The following is a 17,404-nucleotide window of genomic DNA, read 5'->3' as shown; positions in this document are numbered from 1 at the left end:
GGTGGCTCCTCTCGCAGGGTCGTCTCAGGGCTGCAGGTAAGGACGCACGGCGTCGAGGAACCCGGGGAGGTTGTCCCACGGGACCATGTGGCCGGCGTCCGGGACCGTCACGATGTCGATCTCCGGGTTGGCCTCGCGGAGATCGTCGGCCGCGGCTTCGGGCACGACGGGACTCATCCCGCCGCGGATCAGCACCGCGGGCGCGGTCACCTTGCGCCACAGCGGGAAGAAGTCCTCGGTCTCGAACGCGGCGTGGGTCTCGACGACGGCGGTCTCGTCGCAGCTCGCGAGCACCTCGGCGCGCAGCGCGAGCTCGCGCTCGGGCCAGTGCGGGTAGAACCGGCGCACCTCGTCGGCGGTGGTACCGCGCTGCGCCTCGTGCAGCTGGGTGAGGAACTGCTCGCGGGTGGTCGGGTACGGGCCGCGGTCCGGGCCTGAGGTCGGCGGGTCGACCAGCAGCAGTGGCGCGTGGTCGGCCGGGCCGTGGCACACGGCGTAGGCGGCGGCGATCCGGGCGCCCATCGAGTGCCCGAGGACGGCCGGTCGGCGCAGCCCGAGGGCGTCGACCAGCGCGGCGACGTCGTCGGCGTAGTCGGTGAGCCGGTAGCCCCCCGACGGCGCCCGGTCGGTCCGGCCGCGGCCGCGCACGTCCGGGACGTGCACCCGGTAGCCCCAGTCCGTGAACAACACGGCGAGGAAGTCGGCCGTGGCGGCGGGACTGGTGATGCCCGGGATCACGAGCAGGTCAGGCGCGCCGGGCTCGCCGTAGCGCAGCACGTGGTGACGCAGCCCGTTGCCCTCGACGGTGACGCTCTCACCCATGATCTCGACGGCCATCAGCGTGCCGCCCCTGCCCCTATGGATGCGCCGAGGGCAGCGCCGGCCCCCGGGATCTCGGTCGGCAGCCCGAGTGCGAGCAGGATCTCCCGGGTCGTGGCGGTCGCGGCGGTGATCACCGGCAGGCCCGTGCTGTCCTGCACCTGCTGCACCGCCGGGAGCGAGGGCATCTGCACGCACGCCGACAGCACGATGCCGTCCACGTCGCCGATGTCGAGCCGGCTCACGTGCCCGGGCAGGTCGGCCGGGTCGAGCCGGCCGACCGCGCAGTTGTCCGGCACCGACAGGCTGATGCTGTCCGCGACCGTGACCCCGGCGTGCTCGATGTAGCCGACGACCAGCTTCGTCAGGTCGGGCATGTACGGCGCGACGACGGCGACCTTGCGCAGGCCGAGCGCGTCGAGGGTGCGCACCAGAGCGCCCGCGCTGCTGACCATCGGAGCGCTCGCCGACGCCCCTCCGGCCAGCGCGCCGCGCAGCCGGTCCTCGATCCCGACGTGCGCGCCCACGCCCTGGGCCATCACGGCCACCAGGCACGCGTAGGCGAGCACGTCGACCTCGGCGTCGCCGACCTCGGCGGCGCAGCGGGCACTGTCGTCGACCATCTTGGCCAGCGACTCGGCGTCGACGTTGTGCAGCCGGGCGCGGCTGGAGTGGAACGTGAACCCCGTGCCGTGCTCTGCCTCGTGGCGGCGAAGCAGCTCCGGGATCTCGGTCTCCATCGTGGTGTTGGAGCTCGGCACGATCAGGCCGATGCGACGACTGGGTCGGCTCATGGCTCGGTCCTTTCCTTGTCCGGCAACCCGTTCAGGGCCGCCGCGAGCAGCCGGGCCGCGGGCTCGTGGGCCGCGGCCACCCGGATCCGGTCGGCGGAGTAGCGGAACTTGGCCTCGGCGCGGTCGGCCGAGGCGGCACCGGAGACGATCCACACGGCCGGGTCGGCGAGCGTCTCCAGGAACGACAGCGAGTCGGCGGCCTGCAGGTCGTCGCCGCCGCGGAGGCCGCCGACCTCGTGCAGCGCGACCAGCCGGCAGACCTCGTGGCGTTGCGCGGCCGTGATGTCGGACCGCTCACGCAGCCACCCGTCGACGAACTCCGCCGAGCGGGTGCTGTGCGCGAACAGGTACCAGGGATCGTCCCAGACCTGGGTGTCGAGATCCAGTCGCGGACCGCAGGGGAACATCCGCTCGACGTCGTGCACGAGCGCGGCGAGGCGCAACTCCAGCGGCGCGTCGGGACACAGGTGCACGACCCAGTCCCGGGTGCGCAGCAGGTGCCACGCCTGGTCGTAGGACGCGATCCATTCCTGCGCGGCGCGCTCCACGTCGGTTGCCGGCGCGATCTCCGGTGCCGCCCACCCGGCCACGGGCGTCCGTCCGACAGTCACCGGCGCAGCTCCCGGACCAGGACGGCCGCGCTGAGCAGCACGGACGCCGCACCGAACGCGGCGGCGATGCGCGGCCAGGGGTCGACGCGCCGGTCGACCGGCAGGGGGAGCGGCTCACCGCGGTGCGCGCCGGCCGCGGTGGCCGGCGGGCGGGCCTGCCCGACCGCGGCACGACCGTCCGGGATCGTCCCGGCCTGCTCGCCCTGCAACGCCCGCTGCAGGTTCTGTGCGAACGCGGCGGTCACCTTGCTCGCCTGCTTGGCCACCACCTTCTGCCCGACGCTGCCGAGCGCCCCGGCCAGCGCGATGTCGGCGTCGACGACGATCCGGGTGCCGCCGGTCCCCTCGTGCAGCTGCGCCTCGATGTCCGCGCGGACGTTGCCGACCGCGCCGCGGACGCTCCTGCCGGTGGTGGTGAACCGGATGACCTGCTTCGGGACCCGGTCGGTGATGCGGACCTTCGCGTCGAAGGTGGCCGTCATCGGGCCGAGGCTCTGGGTGGCCCGGACCGTCACATTGTCGGTGTCGACGACGGTCACGTCCTCGACGCCGGGCAGGCACCGCGCCACCTGGTCGTGCCGCTCGAAGAAGTCCCAGACGGTGCCGATCGACTCCGGGACCTCGAACTCCTCGCGCAGCTTCATGACGTCTTCTCCTTGCTCGTGGATGCGCCCGCCGTGCGCAGCTGCGCCAGCACCCGCGCCACGTCGATCGGGACCAGGTGCGTGCGGTACTCGGCGGAGGCGCGGACGTCGGTCGGCGGGTCGATGACCTCGCGCGCCAGTCGGCCCGCCTCCGCGATCGCTGCGTCGGACAGGTCGGTGCCGTCCAGCGAGACGGCCGCGGCGGTGGCCAGGACCGGGGTGTCGGCCACCCCGCCCAGTCCGATCCGGACGCCGGACCACCGCCCGTCGGAGCCCCGGTCGCCGGTGGCCGCGACGGACAGGACCGCGAAGTCGTTGTGCCGGCGGCAGCGCTCCGCGAACGCGATGTGCTGCGGCGAGGCCGGGAACTCGATCTCGGTGACCAGCTCGTCCGGGTCGAGCACGGTCGCGTAGGACCCCTCGTACAGCTCGGCCACCGGGATCTCCCGGCTGCCGTGCGGTCCGACGGCCCGCACGACCGCCCCGAGAACCAGGCACGCCAGCGGCATCTCCCCCGTCGGATCGGCCTGCACCAGGCTGCCCCCGAGCGTGCCGCGGTTGCGGACCTGGCGGTCGCCGATGTGCCGGACGATCCGGGCGAGCAGCGGGAGCCGTTGCGCGATCAGCGGGTCGCGCTCGATGGTCGTGTACCGGACCAGCGCGCCCAGCACGGTGCGGCCGGCCTCGACACGGACCTGCGCGAGCTCCTCGACCCCATTGATGTCGATCAGTGCGCCGGGCCGCCAGAGCCGCATGTTCAGCATCGGCAGCAGGCTCTGCCCGCCGGCGAGGATCCGGGCGCTGCCCTGGTAGTCGTCGAGCAGGGTCACCGCCTCGGCAGCGGAGGTGGCGCGGTGGTAGACGAACCTTGCCGCTTTCACGGCCTACTTCCCCGTCCCCGCGGTGATCGACGTCCCGGCGAACCGGGCCAGCACGTGGTCCAGCGCCGACTTGGCCGGCGCGATCGGCGCCTCGGCCGCCCGCCGGCTCCAGACCGTCTCCGGCCGGACCTGGAGCACGTGCACGTCGCCCTTCTCGGCCACGGCCCACTCGATGTCCTGCGGGGCGCCGCGGTACCGCTCGATCGTCTTGGCCAGCTCGGCGAGCCGGATGATGTGCTCGTCCTCCAGCGGGGACAGCTCGCGCCGCTCCGCGGGCACCGGGACGAGCCCGACCTCGGCGGTGGTCTCGTCGAAGCGGTGCTGGCGGTCCTGCGGGGTGATGTCCCGCTTAAGGATCTCGAACGTCACCTTGTCCACGACGTAGCGGCTGGGCGTGAGGTCACCGGAGACCACGCCCTCACCCAGGCCCCAGACCCCCTCCAGCACGATCTTCGAGCGGTCACCGGTGACCGGGTCCAGAGTGAACATGACCCCGGCGGTGCGGGCGTCGACCATCTGCTGGATGCCGACGCAGATTCCGAGGTCGGCCGGCGGCGGCGAGCCCGGGTCCGGGCGGTAGGTCAGCACCGCGGTGCCGAACATGCCGGCCCAGCAGCGGCGCACGTACCGCAGCACGTCGTCGGCGCCGCGGATCCACAGGAACGTGTCGTACTGCCCGGCGAAGCTCGCCCCGGCCAGGTCCTCGGCCTCCCCGCTGGAGCGGACGGCGACCGGCAGCCCGGCGACGCCGGAGCGGCGCTCGAGCTCCGCATAGGAGTCCCGGATCGTCGCCTCGAGCGCGGCCGGCAGTGGCGCGGCCTCGAGCTTCGCGGTGAACGCCGCGCTCAGCGCGGACACCTCTTCCAGCTCGGCCTGCGCCGCGCGGGCCTGCAGCGCACGCGCCTCCTCGGCCAGCCCGGAGGCGTCCAGGAAGGCGCGGTAGGCGTCGGTGGTGATCCCGAATCCCAGCGGCACCGCGAACCCAGCGGCGGTCATCTCGGCCAGGCTGCCGAACTTGCCGCCCAGCACCCGGTTGCCGGGCGCGGCGTCGTCGTCGAGCCAGAGCACGTGTGCGGTCATGCGGTGATCTCCTCGGACTCCTCGGACAGGATGCGGACGACACCGGAGCTGCCGTCGACCTCGATGAGCTGGCCCGTCTTGATGGTCACCGTCGCGAAGCCGGTGCCGACGACGGCCGGGAGTCCGTACTCGCGGGACACGATCGCCGTGTGCGCCATGATCCCGCCGACGTCGGAGACCGCCGCCCCGATCCGGGAGAACACCGGTGCCCAGCTCGGCGCGGTGATCCGGCAGACCAGGATGTCGCCGGGCTCGATCTCGTGCAGCTGCTCCGGGTCGGTGATCACCCGGGCCCGGCCGGTCGCCTTGCCGGGCGAGGCGGCCACGCCGCGCAGCTCGTTCGCCGCGGCGTCGCCGGCGCCGAGCCACTCCTGCACAGTCTCCTGGGTGATGCCCCAGAGCATCACGGTCAGCGGCTCGGTGATCACCTCTGGCGGCACGCCCAGCGCGGGCGGCGGCGACCACTCCTTGAGCGCGTCGCGGACCCGGCGGCGGCGCTCGACCTCCGGCGGCCAGTAGGTCACGCCGCGCGCCTCGGTGCCGGTCGCCCAGCCTATGTTGAGGTCGTAGAGCGCGCTGTAGATCTCGTTGCGGTGCAGGTAGAAGATGTCCTCGCGGTCGGCAAGGAAGCCCGCCGCGACGAAGACGTCACCCAGCTCGCGCACCTTCGACCAGAACAGCGAGTGGTGGTGGTGCTCGACGAAGAAGTTGTGGTTCTCGACGAAGGGGAAGACCTTGCGGGCCAGCTCGACCAGGCCGTCGAACGCGGCGCGGTCGTCATCGGTCGGGAGCAGCTCCCGGTACTCGTCGGTCACCCGCACGCGCTCGGCGAGGATGGCCTCCAGCGGGCGGCGGATGTCCTCGCCGCGCAGCAGCGCCTCGACGTAGCCGCGCAGCGCGGTGAACGGCAGCCGCAGGTCATCGATCCAGGCGCGGTCGGTGTGGGTGTAGCCGGCGCCGGTGGAGAACCAGAACCACGGGTCCTTGGCCGTCTCGAACGCCTCCAGCCACTGCCCGCCGCGCTCGTGGGAGCCCAGCGCGGCGAGCACCGCGTGCGGGTCGTCGGAGCTCAGCACGACGTCGGTGAGCTCCAGGTCGACGGCCAGCTGCGCGAGCTTGCGCACCTCGTCGTCGGGGCGGAACAGCAGGATGTCGATGCCGGAGACCATGCTCGCGACCGTCTGGTCGGAGATCCCGGGGAACGCCTGCTGGCAGAACTCGCGGAAGGTCAGGTAGGCGCCGTACCCGAGGTTGAGCATCTCGAAGTGGTACGAGCCCATCTCGAACAGGTTGTGGATCAGCTCGCCGTACGTGGTGAGCAGGTCGTAGGACGAGTAGACGCCGCGGTGGGAGAAGACGCTGCTCTCCGGCTCGATCTCGGGCAGCGGTGCGAACCGGATCGCCTTGAGCCGTTCGATGCAGTCGGTCGCCTTGACCACCCACTGCTCGTAGATCTCGTCCCAGTTCTCGTAGTAGTGCCCGGCCCGCTTGCCGAACTCGACGGCCCGCCGTGCGATCTCCTCGGGATCGGTCACCGCGTTCGGGCTGATGTAGAGGTAGCCGTTGATGATGCGGTGGTCGATGCCCAGCGCCGTGGGGATCGGCCAGACCCTGGTGGACATCTGGCTGACCGCGACCCACCAGTTCTCGGTCATGATCGTGTCGAACGGGAAGAGCGGCTCGGGGTTGTGCATCCCGTCGAAGAACCAGAACTTGCCCTGGTCCTGGCCGCGGCGCTCCTCGCTGAGCAGCGCGTAGTACGGGTAGAGGCTCTCCCACCCGTCGGCGCCGGCCGGGGTGGTGATCTCGAAGGGGCTGGCGAAGCCGGCCGGGGCCGGGAGGTTCGGGTCGGTTGCGGTCATGCCGGCACCTCTGCGGGGTCGGTGGTCGAGTGGGCGGTCGCGTTCGGGAGTGACCTGAGGTGATCCAGGACGTCGTCGAGCCCGATGACGTCGGCGTACTTCTCGTGCATGTCGAACAGGTTGGCCTCGTGCGGGCCCTGCGCCCGGTCGGCGACGCACTCGCGGGGGACGAGCACCGGGTAGCCGTACTGCACGGCGTCCACGACGCTGGCCCGCACGCAGCCGCTGGTGGTGGCGCCGGTGACGATCAGCGTGTCCACCCGCAGGCCGGCGAGGATCCCGGCGAGCGGCGTCCCGAAGAAGGCCGAGGCCCCGGTCTTGACCAGCACGGTCTCGTCGTCGGCCGGGCGAACCCGGTCGTCGATCTCGGCCAGCCGGGTGCCCGGCCGCAGCGCCGCCAGTCCGGGGGCCTTCTCCAGCCACGGCAGCGCGGCCCGCTGACCACGGTCGTAGGCGATGGTCGTGTAGAGCACCGGAGCCCCGGCCGACCGTGCCGCGTCCAGCAGCCGCCGGGTCGCGAGCACCTGGTCGGTCATGTCGGAGCCGGTCGAGTACTGCGGGTCGGTGAAGCCGTAGCTGAAGTCGACGACCAGAACGGCGGGACGGGTGCCGCGGCGGACCGGCCGGCCGAAGCCGGCGCGGTCGTAGATCTCGTCGGTCTCAGCGTCCACGTGGCACCTCCTGCGAGGAGAGCGGATTGGTCACACGGAAGTTCTTGTGGGTAATGGCATACATGTATACCGTCCGACCACGCGCTGTCTACCGCCTCGAAGAACGACGGTCGGGTCACCCTGATCACAGGGCCGGCCGGTATCACCGGCACCGCCGTAGACGGCATGGGAGCGCGCAGCTCATCACCCACGCGTCGGGGGACTCTTCTTCAGGAGGACAAGATGATGACGACGTTCCCGGAGCAGGTATCGACCGAGGCGGTGCTGACCGCCTTCATCTATCTGGTGGCGGCGGTGGCCGTCATTCTGGTGGTGCTCGGCCTCGGCCTCATCGACATGGGCCTGGTCCGGCGCCGCAACGTGCTGGACACCTGGGTCCAGAAGATCACCGCCGCCATGATCGGCGGCGCCAGCCTGATGCTGGGCGGTTACGCGATCTGGCAGTGGCAGTTCAACCAGGCCTTCGGTGTCCCGAACCCGCTGTTCCAGGCGTTGCAGGACTGGTGGATCGGCGGACATGTCACCGATACCCCGGCGGCGCTGCTCGACCCGAAGGTCACCCCCGAGGCCGACGTCCTGCAGATCTTCCTGATCTTCTTCATCACCTTCGCGATGGCGACGATGGCGTTGATCCACACCGGCGTGGTGGAACGGGTCAAGCCGTTGCCGCTCTACGTCATGTCGTTCGTCATCGGAGCGGTGCTGTCCCCGCTCGTCGGATACCTGTGCTGGGGCTCGGTGTCGCCGCTGACCAACCGCGGCGTGCACGACTTCGACGGCATCTTCCCTCTCTACATCTTCGCCGGCACCTGGGTGCTCGTGATGGCCTGGCGGATCGGGCCGCGCCTCGGCGTCTTCCGGCCGCACTCCAGCGGTGCCCGACCGGTGCCGCACCACCTCGGTTTCGTCGGAGCGGGCGTCCTGCTGATCACCTTCGCCATCCCGTTCATCGCCATCGGGTCCGGCAACCTGATCGTGGGCCAGGGCTTCTTCGGCATCTCCTTCACCGAAAGCGGGCTCGGGCTCACGATCGAGAACGTGTTCGCCGGCCTGTTCGGCGGCGCCCTCATGGGCTCGCTGATCGCCTACCGCCGGCGGGGGCCGACCTGGGCGCTGCTCGGCCCGCTCACCGGGCTCGTCATCTGCGGCACCCTGTTCGACATCGGGAACCCGGTGAAGTGCTTGCTCCTCGGCCTCGCGGGCCCGCTGGTCGGGCTCGGCACCGCCGCGCTGCTGCGCCGCCTGCAGATCGACGAGCCGAAGGTGGTCCCGCTCGCCCTGGGCCCCGGCATCGTCGGTGCGCTGGCCACGGGCTTCATCGAGTGGGGCACGCGGACCGGCGGTTACCCCGGACTGACCGGGGACTACGCCCTGGGACACGCCACGATCACGCCGTGGTGGCAGCTGGTCGGCGTGCTCGCCGCGATGGCCACCGCCGGCATCCCCTGTCTCGTGCTGTGCCTCATCTTCGAGAAGGCCGGAGGGCTGCGGGTGGACGAGACGACCGAGCTCGTCGGCCTCGACGTCGCCCACTGGGGGATGAGCAACTTCGGCGACGACCTGGAGCCACCGACGATTGCCGACGCCACGTCGGCGAACGGCCGGAACCCGGCACCCGCGGAGGAACCGCAGGGCACCGCGTAGGTCGCAACCGATCGGTGTAGACGGGTCCGGCGGCCGGGGACACCCCGGCCGCCGCGCCCGGTGGTGCCGGGCGCTCGGGGCTGCGCCGCCGGCACCGCCGATCGCGCATAGAATGAGCCCTCCCCAACCGGATCGGCCCCGCTCCGACCGAAGACGATCATGGAGCAGGTAGACGCAGATGGGTTTACTAGCGCACGACGGTTCACCGGCCGGTGACGGCCTGCCGATGGCACAGCGCAGCAGCGAAGGCGTGGCCCGCATCCTCCGGCAGGCCATCCTCGACGGACGGCTCAAGCCCGGTCAGCCGTTGCGCGAGCGGGTGCTCGCCGAGGAGATCGGGATCAGCCGTACGCCGATCCGGGAGGCCTTGTTCATTTTGCAGGGCGAGGGGCTCGTCGGGTTGACGCCCAACCGCGGCGCGACCGTCCGGACCATCACCGCCGCCGACATCGCGGAGATCTACGCGCTGCGCTCCGTGCTCGAGTGCCACGCCGCGGCGACCGCGGCCGAGCGGATCACCGAGGCCGACCTCGCGCGGCTCGAGGACGCCCACGCCAGGCTGGAGCGGATCGGCGACAACGGCACCGGCCACGAGCAGGCTGACGCCGACCTGCAACTGCACGGCATCATCACCCAGGCAGCCGGCAGCCAGCTGCTCAGGACGATGATCGGACAGGTGCACGCGTTCACGGTCACGTACCGCTCGCGCTACCCGTACAACGCGGAGCAGGTGCACCGCGCGAACAAGCAACACCGGGAGATCATCGACGCGCTGCGCGACCACGACGCCCCGCGGGCCGAGATGCTCATGCGCGAGCACGTGAACTGGTCACGCGGGCTCGCTGTGGAGAACTTCGGCACCCCCGAACAACAGCCGCCGTCCAGCAGCGCGCGATAGCTCGGCCGGACCCGCCACGACCGGGACCGGGGTTGAGGTCCCTCCGAGGGCCGACCACGGGAAAAGCATCCCGCACCACCGGACATGACGACGCGAGGCACCCGACGGGTGCCTCGCGACCTGCACGTCACATCACGTCACGTCACGGTCCTGAAGTACTGCGCCGTCGTCCCGTTGCAGTCCCACTGCTGGACCTTCGCCCCGTTCGCGGTGGAGTTGCCGCTGATGTCGAGGCACTTGCCGGTACGCATCGAGACGAGCGGGAGGCTGTAGCCGAGGTTCCCGCTGCCCCACCGCCAGTACTGGTTGAGATCCGCCGAGCAGCCCACCTCATCGATCTGTGCCCCGTTGGCGAACGAGTCGCCCCGCACCTGCATGCACAGGTGTCCCGGCGCCTGGCTGATGATCTGGAAGTAGGTCTGACCAGTGCTGGTCTTCCCCACGGGGTAGAGCGTGAAGCGCTGGTTGTCCGAGCCGAAGCACTGCCACAGCTGGACGCGGGAGCCGCTACCGCCCCCGTCCTCTCTCCTCACATCCAGACACTTGTTGCTCGCGTACCCGACCAGCTTGTAGTAGACGGGCGTGGTCGCCGCCTGCGCCGGCGCCGCGATCAGGACGGCGGAACCGATCATCGCCGCCCCCGCCATCGCCACGGCGACCATGCTGCGAACGATCTTCTTGGAGAATGACATCTCGTGCTCCGTCTCGTGAAGGTGATCAGCGTTTTCTGAGCAGGATCAGCATCACGATCACGGCCAGGTCTGCCGCTCGCGCCGACGGCAGGGTCCTGTACCAGGGCCAACCGTCTTCCTTACCGTTCGGTGAGGGTGCTCATGCGGCTGTCTCCAGGGTGAGCAGGGTGCGCTTGGCCTCGAGCCCACCCAGGTAACCGCCCATGGTTCCGTCGGAGCGCACCACGCGGTGGCAGGGGACGACGACGGGCAGCGGGTTGGTCGCGCAGGCGGTGCCCACCGCGCGGACGGCCTTCGGGTTGCCGGCCAGTGCGGCGACGGCGGCGTAGCTGGCTGTGTGCCCGTAGCCGATGTCGGGGAGCCGGTGCAGCACGGTGGCGCGGAACCCGGCCGACAGGCGCCAGTCCAGGGGCACGTCGAAGGTGTGGCGGGTGCCGGTGAAGTACTCCTCCAGCTGGCGTGCGGTGGTGTCGAGGCGGGCGGGGGCGTGCAGGATGCGGGGGCTGATCCGGTCGGCCAGGGTCTGCAGGACCGCGTCGTGGTCCTCGCGCTGGTAGGCCACGCGGACCAGGCCGCGGTCCGTCGCGGCGAGCAGCAGCGGGCCGACCGGACTGTCGACCGCGCGGTAGGCGATGTCGAGGATGCCATCGGCCTGTGCGGCGGTGGCGAGTCGCTCACGCAGCAGGGTCAGGTGGTCGGGGGTGTCGGGGTAGGCCCGCGCCAGGTGGCGCGGCAGTTCGCCGGGCAGATCGCTGTGCACGTCGCCAGGCAGGTCGTCGTGGGTGCTCATCGGATTTCCCCTTTCCTGGCGGTGACGCCCGGGTAGGTGCGTCGGAGGGTGGCGATGCCGTCGGCGGCGGCGCGGCGGGCGGCGTCGGGGCTCCCCCCGAGGATGGCGGCGACGTCGGCGTGCGGGAGCCCGGCCAGGTAGTGGTAGGCGACGGCTTGGCGCTGTTTGGCCGGCAGTCGCGTGACCGCGTCGACGAGGTCGGGGTCCGGCCCGTCGGGGGCCGGCGATGCGGGTGTGTCAGGCACGTGTGCGGTCGGTCTCGCTCGGCGATCTGCGGCGCGGATGACGTCGATGGCCTTGCGGTGGGCAATGGTGACCAGCCACGCCTCGACATTCGCGTCGGCGGGCAGGCCCGGGTAGGCCTTCATCGACGACAGGAACGTCTCCGACCACGCATCGTCGGCGTCCGCCGGCCCGAGGAGGGCGCGGCAGACGCGCAGCACGGTGGCCCCATGGACCGCGACCACTGTCTCGAACGGCTGCTTGCTCGTCACGATGGGTAGACGCCCCGCCCTTCCTGTTCGTGAGATCGGACGGCATGGATCGTCGTGGCCCCGCCCGTCGCCGGGCCGAGCGTGCACGTCACCAGCTGCCGCAACGGTCGCTGCTGCGGTCGTCGTAGTGTTGCGCGCTCGGCCCGGCTGGGTCACGACGGTGGCTGTTTCCCGACGAGGAGGTCGTCGGCCACCCGCATGATCAGATCGCTGCCCAGCTGATGACCGAACACCATCCAGGACAGCAGCTCCTGGCTCAACAGCTCACCGATCGCTCCGGGGTGACGCAGCTTCGCGCGCTCGGCAGCGGCGAAGAGCCACTGCTTGGTGTCCGAGTCCATCCGTCCGGTCTGATCGACGGCACCGCTGGTGCTGTTCACAGGCCGTCAGGCCGCCGTGATCAGGCCGAGCTGCTGAAGCACGGTGACCCCGTCGTCGAGGCCGATCTCCTCGGTGATCTGACCGTTCTCGACCTTGAGGATGGTGGTGCCGGTGAACCGCATCGTCTTGCCGGTGCCGGCGGGCAGGGCACCGATGGGCATGTCGTCGAACGCGGCGCCGGTGTGGACGCCGCCGCCTTCCCACCGGCCCACCACGTAGTCACCTTCGGCGATGAGATCGGCCGTGCCCCAGACGTTGAGGTCCGGGACCGCGGCGCGGAACGTGGTGGCGAACTCGTGCACCGCGTCGCGGCCGCGGCAGGGGGCGTGCAACGAGTACTCGAATCGGATGTTCGGGGCGGCGAGTTCCCCGATGACCGCGGGGTTGAAATCCTTGCCCCAGAATTCGGTGAACCAACGCCCGACGATGGCCTTGTTCTCGTCCGTCGACATGAGTGTGCCTTCCTGGTTTGCGTGATCTGTCGCCCATTTCCCGAGCGCTTCGACTGGTAGACGGAGGCCGCGGCCGGAATGTGAGACGGACAATGCGATCTCACATGCTGAGCGGCGCCCGGATAGGTCTGCTCAGGAAACTGCGCTCCCCGGCATCGACCACAGGTCCAACAGCAGAGCCTCCTGTGTCGGGACCGACGCCGGGCGGCAGGCCTGTTCCAGATCCAGCAGGTGCCGCTTGCGGCCGACGCCACCGGCGTACCCGGTCAGCTTTCCGTCGGCACCGACGACCCGATGGCAGGGAACGAGGATGCACAACGGATTACGGCCCACGGCAGCGCCGACCTGCTGAGCGGTCACGTCTCCGCCGAGCGTCGCGGCCAGAGCCCCGTAGGTCACGGTGGCGCCGTAGGGCACCTGCGCGACGAGGTTCCACACGCGGCATTGGAACGTGCTTCCGACCAGCGCCAACGCGAGGTCGAACGTCTGGCGACGACCGGTGAAGTACTCGCACAACTGGCCGATGACCCCGGAGAACCCCTCATGCGAGCGGGGGCCGAAAGTCGCCGGGTTCGGCTTGTACCAGTGATGCGGGTAGTACAGGCCCAGCAGCGCGTCGGCGTCACGTACGAGAGTCAACTGCCCTAGTGCCGTCGGCACGACCGTGTACCAGCGCGCCGGTGAAGCGGTGGTGCTTGCCATCTCATCTCCTTTCCCTCGGATCTCACTCAGAGGACGCCCCCGGGCCCGGAAACGTGAGCGCCTGGACCAGGTCGAGGAGGTCGTGGTGGCGACGCTGGAGCACACACACCTGCGCGCGCCACGCACTCCTACGCACCCATGCGGCCCCTCGCGGCGTTGACGCCCTGGCGAATACCCCGGTATGTGCTGCGGACGGCGCCTTGCGAGGAACCACCTGGATCCCGCGACCGACCCGGCCACGTTCGTGGCCACCGCACTGGCCGGCGTCGATGTCGGCTCACGTCGCACCGGTTCGCGTCGTCTACCTGACGAACGCCCCGCCGCGGCCCCGATGAACAGAGCTCAGTTCCACCTCGCCCCTACACCAGGCACAGGGAGTCCCCGCCATGAAGGCGATCGTTGCGATATCCACTTCGGCCGGCCCGGAAATCTTGACGGTCAACGTCGACCACTACGACCCGTTTGCTGTTCTGGCGGTCCGCGGAACGACGATCCAGCTGACGCGCGACGAATGCCGACAAGTAGCGGATGCGTTGCGAGCCGCATCGCTTCGTGAGCCCTATGAAGCGGCGCCCGACCTGCGGGACGGATAGCTGATACCGGAAGTGCTCGGCGACGACCACCGACCGTAGGGCCACAACGGCATGGGATTACTCGCTGAACAGGTGCTCACAGCCGGCGAGCACCTCTGAAGCCACGCGCCCGGCGAGCCCCAGGCAACACGCATTGACGCTCGGTGTCAGGCGGCTCGGCCTCAGAGCGTCTGCGCGATACCGCCGTGACTTGAACACGCTCCCTGGCGATGCTTACTGAAGCTGTATGCACCGTCCCCACACTTGTACGTCGCCCCGGCAGGGGCGGACGAAGACGCAACTGGCCGCGGGACACACACGTGGTCCACGTTGATGTAGTGGGTGGCCTCGTCGCATGACGGCGCCGGCGCCGGCGGCGGCGGCGGAGGTGCAGGGGCGGCGGGGTGTGGGGCGGCGACAAACGGAGCAGGAGCCGGAGCAGCGACCCGGGCGGGAGCCGCGACGGCGACCGGGGCTGGAGCCGCAACCGGGGCCGTACTCGGAGCCGGAGCCGGAGCAGCTACGGGGCCGCTACGAGGGCCGCGACCGAGGCAGGAGCTGGACCGACAAGCGGGGCGGGAGCCCCAACCGGAGTAGGCGCCGCAACCGAGGCGGGTGCAGGAGCCGCGTTCGGAGCAGAAGCGAGAGTAGATCTATCGCTGGTTGTGCTGGTGGCCGTCGCCGGTTGGGGTGTTGTGGACACTCCGACAACAAGGGCGACGAGGAAAAACAGTGGTGCCATAACCACCGCGGCGACGGCTCGGCGCCGGTTATCGGCGGCGCCCTTACGCAAGCGTCGGAACGCCACGAGAGCCGGGACGATCAAAAGGAAGGAAAGTGCGAATCCGAATCCCGCGGTAGCGGGGATGACCGCGAGTGCAGCCCCGAGGATGACGAGCACGAAGGTGACGGCGCCCAGACGGTTGCGGGGAGACCGGGGCGGCTCGGCCGGCGGCTGAGGCGGATACGGCGGCTGTACTGGCAGACTCACACAGACCCCTTGTCACGGCGCGTTCGGACTCAACCCCTCACGTCGCTTGAAGCGTGACGTGTGTTACCGCTATGAAACAGCTCAGTTACGGGGGGTAGCGGCGACGGGTCCGGGCGTCCGACCACCACAGCGCCGCCTGACGACAAGCTGCTGCTCACAGACGCGGTCAGGTTGGCGGCCTCAACCGCGCTTCCGCAGCCGGCCGGCACCAGGGCCACTACCGCGACCAGCCCGCCGTGGATGAGTGTGGTGCGCATCGTCGCCTCCGGGATCCGAAGGGTGTGGGATCCGACGGGTGTGCGACGGCTACGGCAGCCACCGCCGCGGATATTGCCCGCGCCGCCGTCGTGATGCAATCGTGACCTAGCGGGCGGAGAAATCCTGCGGAGACGTCATCCCCGCGGGCCGGCAGCCCGTAGGAGAGCTATGCCGTCCCGATGCCCAGTCGCGGACGGCCGCTCCGACGACCTGCTCCTCGCAGGCCTCGGCGCGGCCGATCCCGAGCTGTCCCTGGCCTTCGTGCGCCGCTTCCAGCGCACGGTCTTCGGGGTGGCCTTCGGCGTGCTCGCCGACGCCCGGCTGGCCGAGGACGTCGCCCAGCAGGCCTTCGAGCGGGCCTGGACACACGCCGCCGTCTATGACGCCCGGCGCGGCTCGGTCGCGGCCTGGCTGGCCGGCATCACCCACAACCTCGCCGTCGACGTCGTGCGGGCCCGCCGCCCCACCGCGCTCGACCCTGCCGACCTCGACGCACTGCTCACCGCCGTCATCCACACCCCGGAGGGGAACGCGCTGGCGACGGAGGACGCACGGGAGCTGCGCACCGCCATCGCCGCGCTGCCCCCGGCGCAGGCGAGGGCGCTCGTCCTCGCCGCCTTCCGGGGGATGACGGCCGCCGAGATCGCGGTCAGCGAGGAGATCCCGCTGGGCACCGCGAAGTCCCGCATCCGGGCGGCCATGCTGCGGCTGCACGACGTGCTCGAACCGAGGTGGGTCGACAATGGCTGAGCCGATGCGCCCGCCGGCCTGCGAGACCACCCGCGACCTGGCCCCGGAGCTCGCGTTGGGGCTGGTGACGGGCCGCGAGCGGGCTGCCGCTTTCGCACACCTCGACAGCTGCCCGGCCTGCCGTGCACACGTCGAGGGGCTCGCCAGCGTCCAGGATGCCCTGAGCGCCCTGCCGCCCGCGCAGGACCCGCCCGCAGGTTTCGAGAGCCGGGTGCTCGCACGGCTGCCCCGCCCCCGGCCACGGCGCCGCCGCACGTACGCGCTGGTCGCGGTCATGGCCGCGGCGCTCCTCGGCGCTGGGTGGGCGGGTGGCGTGGTGGCCACCGCGCCCCCGGACGCCGTCGCCACAGCGGCTCCCGTGCTCCGCGTCGCCGACGTCGTCGCGAACGGGCGGCGGATCGGCGAGGCCTTCGTCCACCCCGGCTCGCCGGCGTGGCTCTACATGTACCTCGATCTCGACCGGCCCCCGGCCGCCGTCCCCGTCACCTGCACACTCGTCCATGCCGACGGCACGCGCTCGGTGGCGGGCACCTTGACGCTCACCGGCGGCGACGCCTACTGGGGCGGTCCGCTCGACACCGGCTTGCTCGCGTCCGTGCAGGTCACCGACCGGAGGGGGGCGCTCGTCGCTGCGGCGAGCATCGGAGCCGGCTGACAGGGTCACGGAGGTGACGGGATGAGCGAGGACCTGACACAGATCGCCGATTTGATTCAACGCTCCTCCCTCGGTGCGCCCGTAACGAGGAGCCTGACGTCACGGATCCCTGAATCGATGGCATCTGTTATAGCAATGACATCGATGGAGAGCAGCAGTGTCAAGGTTACAACCGCACTGGTTAGCCTTGCCACGACCGGAGACGCTCATGCCGTCGGCCAACTGGAGCGAATTCTTGTAACCCTTTCAGCTCGATACTGTGCGGGACGCATCCCGGAGGGCGATGTATCAAACGCGGCCACGGCCGCTGTCTCGGAAATACTTTCGGCGCTGCCCGCCTTTGTTGACAGCGGACTTCCGTTCTTGACGTTCGCGTACAGAATCCTTGAGCCGTCAGTCGATCGCGCTATCCGAAAGGACCTGCGCGGCACCCACGACAACGCTGCGCGGCGACCGCGTGATGCCGCGGGAGACGTGCCGGATGAACTGGTGGCCCTTGCGATGGCAGGGGACCACGGAGCGGTGGGGCGCGTGCTCGCCATCATCCGGCCGATGGTCGTGCGGTACTGCCGTGCGCGCCTGGGCCGGATGGACCGTTCGTCGGTCTCGGCCGAGGACGTCGCGCAGGAGGTGTGCTTGGCCGTGCTCACGGCCTTGCCCGGGTATCGGGTGCAGGGCCGCCCGTTCCTGGCGTTCGTCTACGGCATCGCGTCACACAAGGTGATCGACGCCCACCGTGCGGCCACCCGCAACCGATCGGAAC

21 protein-coding genes are annotated in these 17,404 nt (G+C 70.7%); 6 read left to right on the top strand and 15 right to left on the bottom strand.

The annotated features are described in order from the left end of the window. Positions 1 to 24: 24 nt before the first annotated feature. Genes JWR81_RS02415 through JWR81_RS02380 form a run of 8 tightly spaced genes read right to left on the bottom strand, consistent with a single transcriptional unit; the run spans position 25 to position 7,362 of the window. Complete coding sequence (locus JWR81_RS02415) at positions 25 to 837, bottom strand: alpha/beta fold hydrolase (protein ID WP_297646077.1); 813 nt, start codon at positions 835 to 837, stop codon at positions 25 to 27. Next, complete coding sequence (locus JWR81_RS02410) at positions 837 to 1,613, bottom strand: Asp/Glu racemase (protein WP_297646075.1); 777 nt, start codon at positions 1,611 to 1,613, stop codon at positions 837 to 839. The genes JWR81_RS02415 and JWR81_RS02410 overlap by 1 nt, the downstream gene beginning before the upstream one ends. After that, a complete protein-coding gene (locus JWR81_RS02405) occupies positions 1,610 to 2,224 on the bottom strand; it encodes a hypothetical protein (protein WP_297646073.1) in 615 nt (204 codons plus the stop codon). Before JWR81_RS02405 ends, JWR81_RS02410 begins: the two co-directional genes overlap by 4 nt. Further along, a complete protein-coding gene (locus JWR81_RS02400) occupies positions 2,221 to 2,868 on the bottom strand; it encodes an SRPBCC domain-containing protein (protein WP_297646071.1) in 648 nt (215 codons plus the stop codon). The genes JWR81_RS02405 and JWR81_RS02400 overlap by 4 nt, the downstream gene beginning before the upstream one ends. Further along, positions 2,865 to 3,749 (bottom strand): xanthine dehydrogenase family protein subunit M, encoded by an 885-nt coding sequence (locus tag JWR81_RS02395; protein WP_297646070.1) that lies wholly within the window; start codon positions 3,747 to 3,749, stop codon positions 2,865 to 2,867. Before JWR81_RS02395 ends, JWR81_RS02400 begins: the two co-directional genes overlap by 4 nt. Positions 3,750 to 3,752: 3 nt before the next feature. After that, positions 3,753 to 4,829, bottom strand: coding sequence for a PEP/pyruvate-binding domain-containing protein (locus JWR81_RS02390; RefSeq protein WP_297646068.1), 1,077 nt, complete (start codon positions 4,827 to 4,829; stop codon positions 3,753 to 3,755). Next, positions 4,826 to 6,691, bottom strand: coding sequence for a PEP-utilizing enzyme (locus tag JWR81_RS02385; RefSeq protein ID WP_297646066.1), 1,866 nt, complete (start codon positions 6,689 to 6,691; stop codon positions 4,826 to 4,828). The genes JWR81_RS02390 and JWR81_RS02385 overlap by 4 nt, the downstream gene beginning before the upstream one ends. Next, positions 6,688 to 7,362 carry an isochorismatase family protein gene (locus JWR81_RS02380; protein WP_297646064.1) on the bottom strand — a complete coding sequence of 225 codons (675 nt, stop codon included), beginning with the start codon at positions 7,360 to 7,362 and terminating at the stop codon, positions 6,688 to 6,690. Before JWR81_RS02380 ends, JWR81_RS02385 begins: the two co-directional genes overlap by 4 nt. Before the next feature lie 225 nt (positions 7,363 to 7,587). Between JWR81_RS02380 and JWR81_RS02375 the strand changes: the two genes are divergently transcribed. Then, positions 7,588 to 9,006, top strand: coding sequence for a hypothetical protein (locus tag JWR81_RS02375; RefSeq protein WP_297646062.1), 1,419 nt, complete (start codon positions 7,588 to 7,590; stop codon positions 9,004 to 9,006). Between the two features lie 250 nt (positions 9,007 to 9,256). Then, the gene (locus JWR81_RS02370; protein WP_297646061.1) at positions 9,257 to 9,904 is read left to right on the top strand and encodes a GntR family transcriptional regulator; all 648 of its coding nucleotides are present in this window, start codon (positions 9,257 to 9,259) and stop codon (positions 9,902 to 9,904) included. A gap of 137 nt (positions 9,905 to 10,041) precedes the next feature. On the opposite strand, the gene JWR81_RS02365 is transcribed toward JWR81_RS02370, so the two are convergent. From JWR81_RS02365 to JWR81_RS02340, 6 genes are all read right to left on the bottom strand, one after another. Then, complete coding sequence (locus tag JWR81_RS02365) at positions 10,042 to 10,596, bottom strand: RICIN domain-containing protein (protein ID WP_297646059.1); 555 nt, start codon at positions 10,594 to 10,596, stop codon at positions 10,042 to 10,044. 139 nt (positions 10,597 to 10,735) lie between these two features. Beyond that, on the bottom strand, positions 10,736 to 11,386 hold the full coding sequence (locus tag JWR81_RS02360; RefSeq protein ID WP_297646058.1) for a methylated-DNA--[protein]-cysteine S-methyltransferase: 651 nt from the start codon (positions 11,384 to 11,386) through the stop codon (positions 10,736 to 10,738). Next, positions 11,383 to 11,880 (bottom strand): RNA polymerase sigma factor, encoded by a 498-nt coding sequence (locus tag JWR81_RS02355; protein ID WP_297646056.1) that lies wholly within the window; start codon positions 11,878 to 11,880, stop codon positions 11,383 to 11,385. The genes JWR81_RS02360 and JWR81_RS02355 overlap by 4 nt, the downstream gene beginning before the upstream one ends. 152 nt (positions 11,881 to 12,032) lie before the next feature. Then, the gene (locus JWR81_RS02350) at positions 12,033 to 12,221 is read right to left on the bottom strand and encodes a hypothetical protein (protein ID WP_297646054.1); all 189 of its coding nucleotides are present in this window, start codon (positions 12,219 to 12,221) and stop codon (positions 12,033 to 12,035) included. Between the two features lie 45 nt (positions 12,222 to 12,266). Continuing rightward, positions 12,267 to 12,713 carry an ester cyclase gene (locus JWR81_RS02345; RefSeq protein ID WP_297646052.1) on the bottom strand — a complete coding sequence of 149 codons (447 nt, stop codon included), beginning with the start codon at positions 12,711 to 12,713 and terminating at the stop codon, positions 12,267 to 12,269. A gap of 132 nt (positions 12,714 to 12,845) precedes the next feature. Beyond that, a complete protein-coding gene (locus JWR81_RS02340) occupies positions 12,846 to 13,415 on the bottom strand; it encodes a methylated-DNA--[protein]-cysteine S-methyltransferase (RefSeq protein WP_297646050.1) in 570 nt (189 codons plus the stop codon). A gap of 386 nt (positions 13,416 to 13,801) precedes the next feature. Here JWR81_RS02340 and JWR81_RS02335 point away from each other — a divergent pair, with 386 nt between their 5' ends. Further along, positions 13,802 to 14,008 (top strand): hypothetical protein, encoded by a 207-nt coding sequence (locus tag JWR81_RS02335; RefSeq protein WP_297646048.1) that lies wholly within the window; start codon positions 13,802 to 13,804, stop codon positions 14,006 to 14,008. A 161-nt stretch (positions 14,009 to 14,169) separates the two neighbouring features. On the opposite strand, the gene JWR81_RS02330 is transcribed toward JWR81_RS02335, so the two are convergent. After that, the gene (locus JWR81_RS02330; RefSeq protein ID WP_297646104.1) at positions 14,170 to 14,640 is read right to left on the bottom strand and encodes a DUF3761 domain-containing protein; all 471 of its coding nucleotides are present in this window, start codon (positions 14,638 to 14,640) and stop codon (positions 14,170 to 14,172) included. A gap of 764 nt (positions 14,641 to 15,404) precedes the next feature. On the opposite strand from JWR81_RS02330, the gene JWR81_RS02325 reads away from it, so the two are divergent. From JWR81_RS02325 to JWR81_RS02315, 3 genes are all read left to right on the top strand, one after another. Further along, a complete protein-coding gene (locus JWR81_RS02325; RefSeq protein WP_297646046.1) occupies positions 15,405 to 15,986 on the top strand; it encodes a sigma-70 family RNA polymerase sigma factor in 582 nt (193 codons plus the stop codon). Continuing rightward, positions 15,979 to 16,641 (top strand): zf-HC2 domain-containing protein, encoded by a 663-nt coding sequence (locus JWR81_RS02320; RefSeq protein WP_297646044.1) that lies wholly within the window; start codon positions 15,979 to 15,981, stop codon positions 16,639 to 16,641. The genes JWR81_RS02325 and JWR81_RS02320 overlap by 8 nt, the downstream gene beginning before the upstream one ends. Before the next feature lie 501 nt (positions 16,642 to 17,142). Further along, positions 17,143 to 17,404, top strand: a 262-nt coding sequence (locus JWR81_RS02315; protein WP_297646102.1) for a sigma factor, incomplete at its 3' end; no start/stop codon positions are given.

Origin of the sequence: Pseudonocardia sp. (assembly GCF_025965585.1) — a bacterium.
Classification (GTDB): domain Bacteria; phylum Actinomycetota; class Actinomycetes; order Mycobacteriales; family Pseudonocardiaceae; genus Pseudonocardia.
Note: the sequence above shows the minus strand (reverse complement) of the source record. Positions and strands in the feature narration are given on the sequence as shown.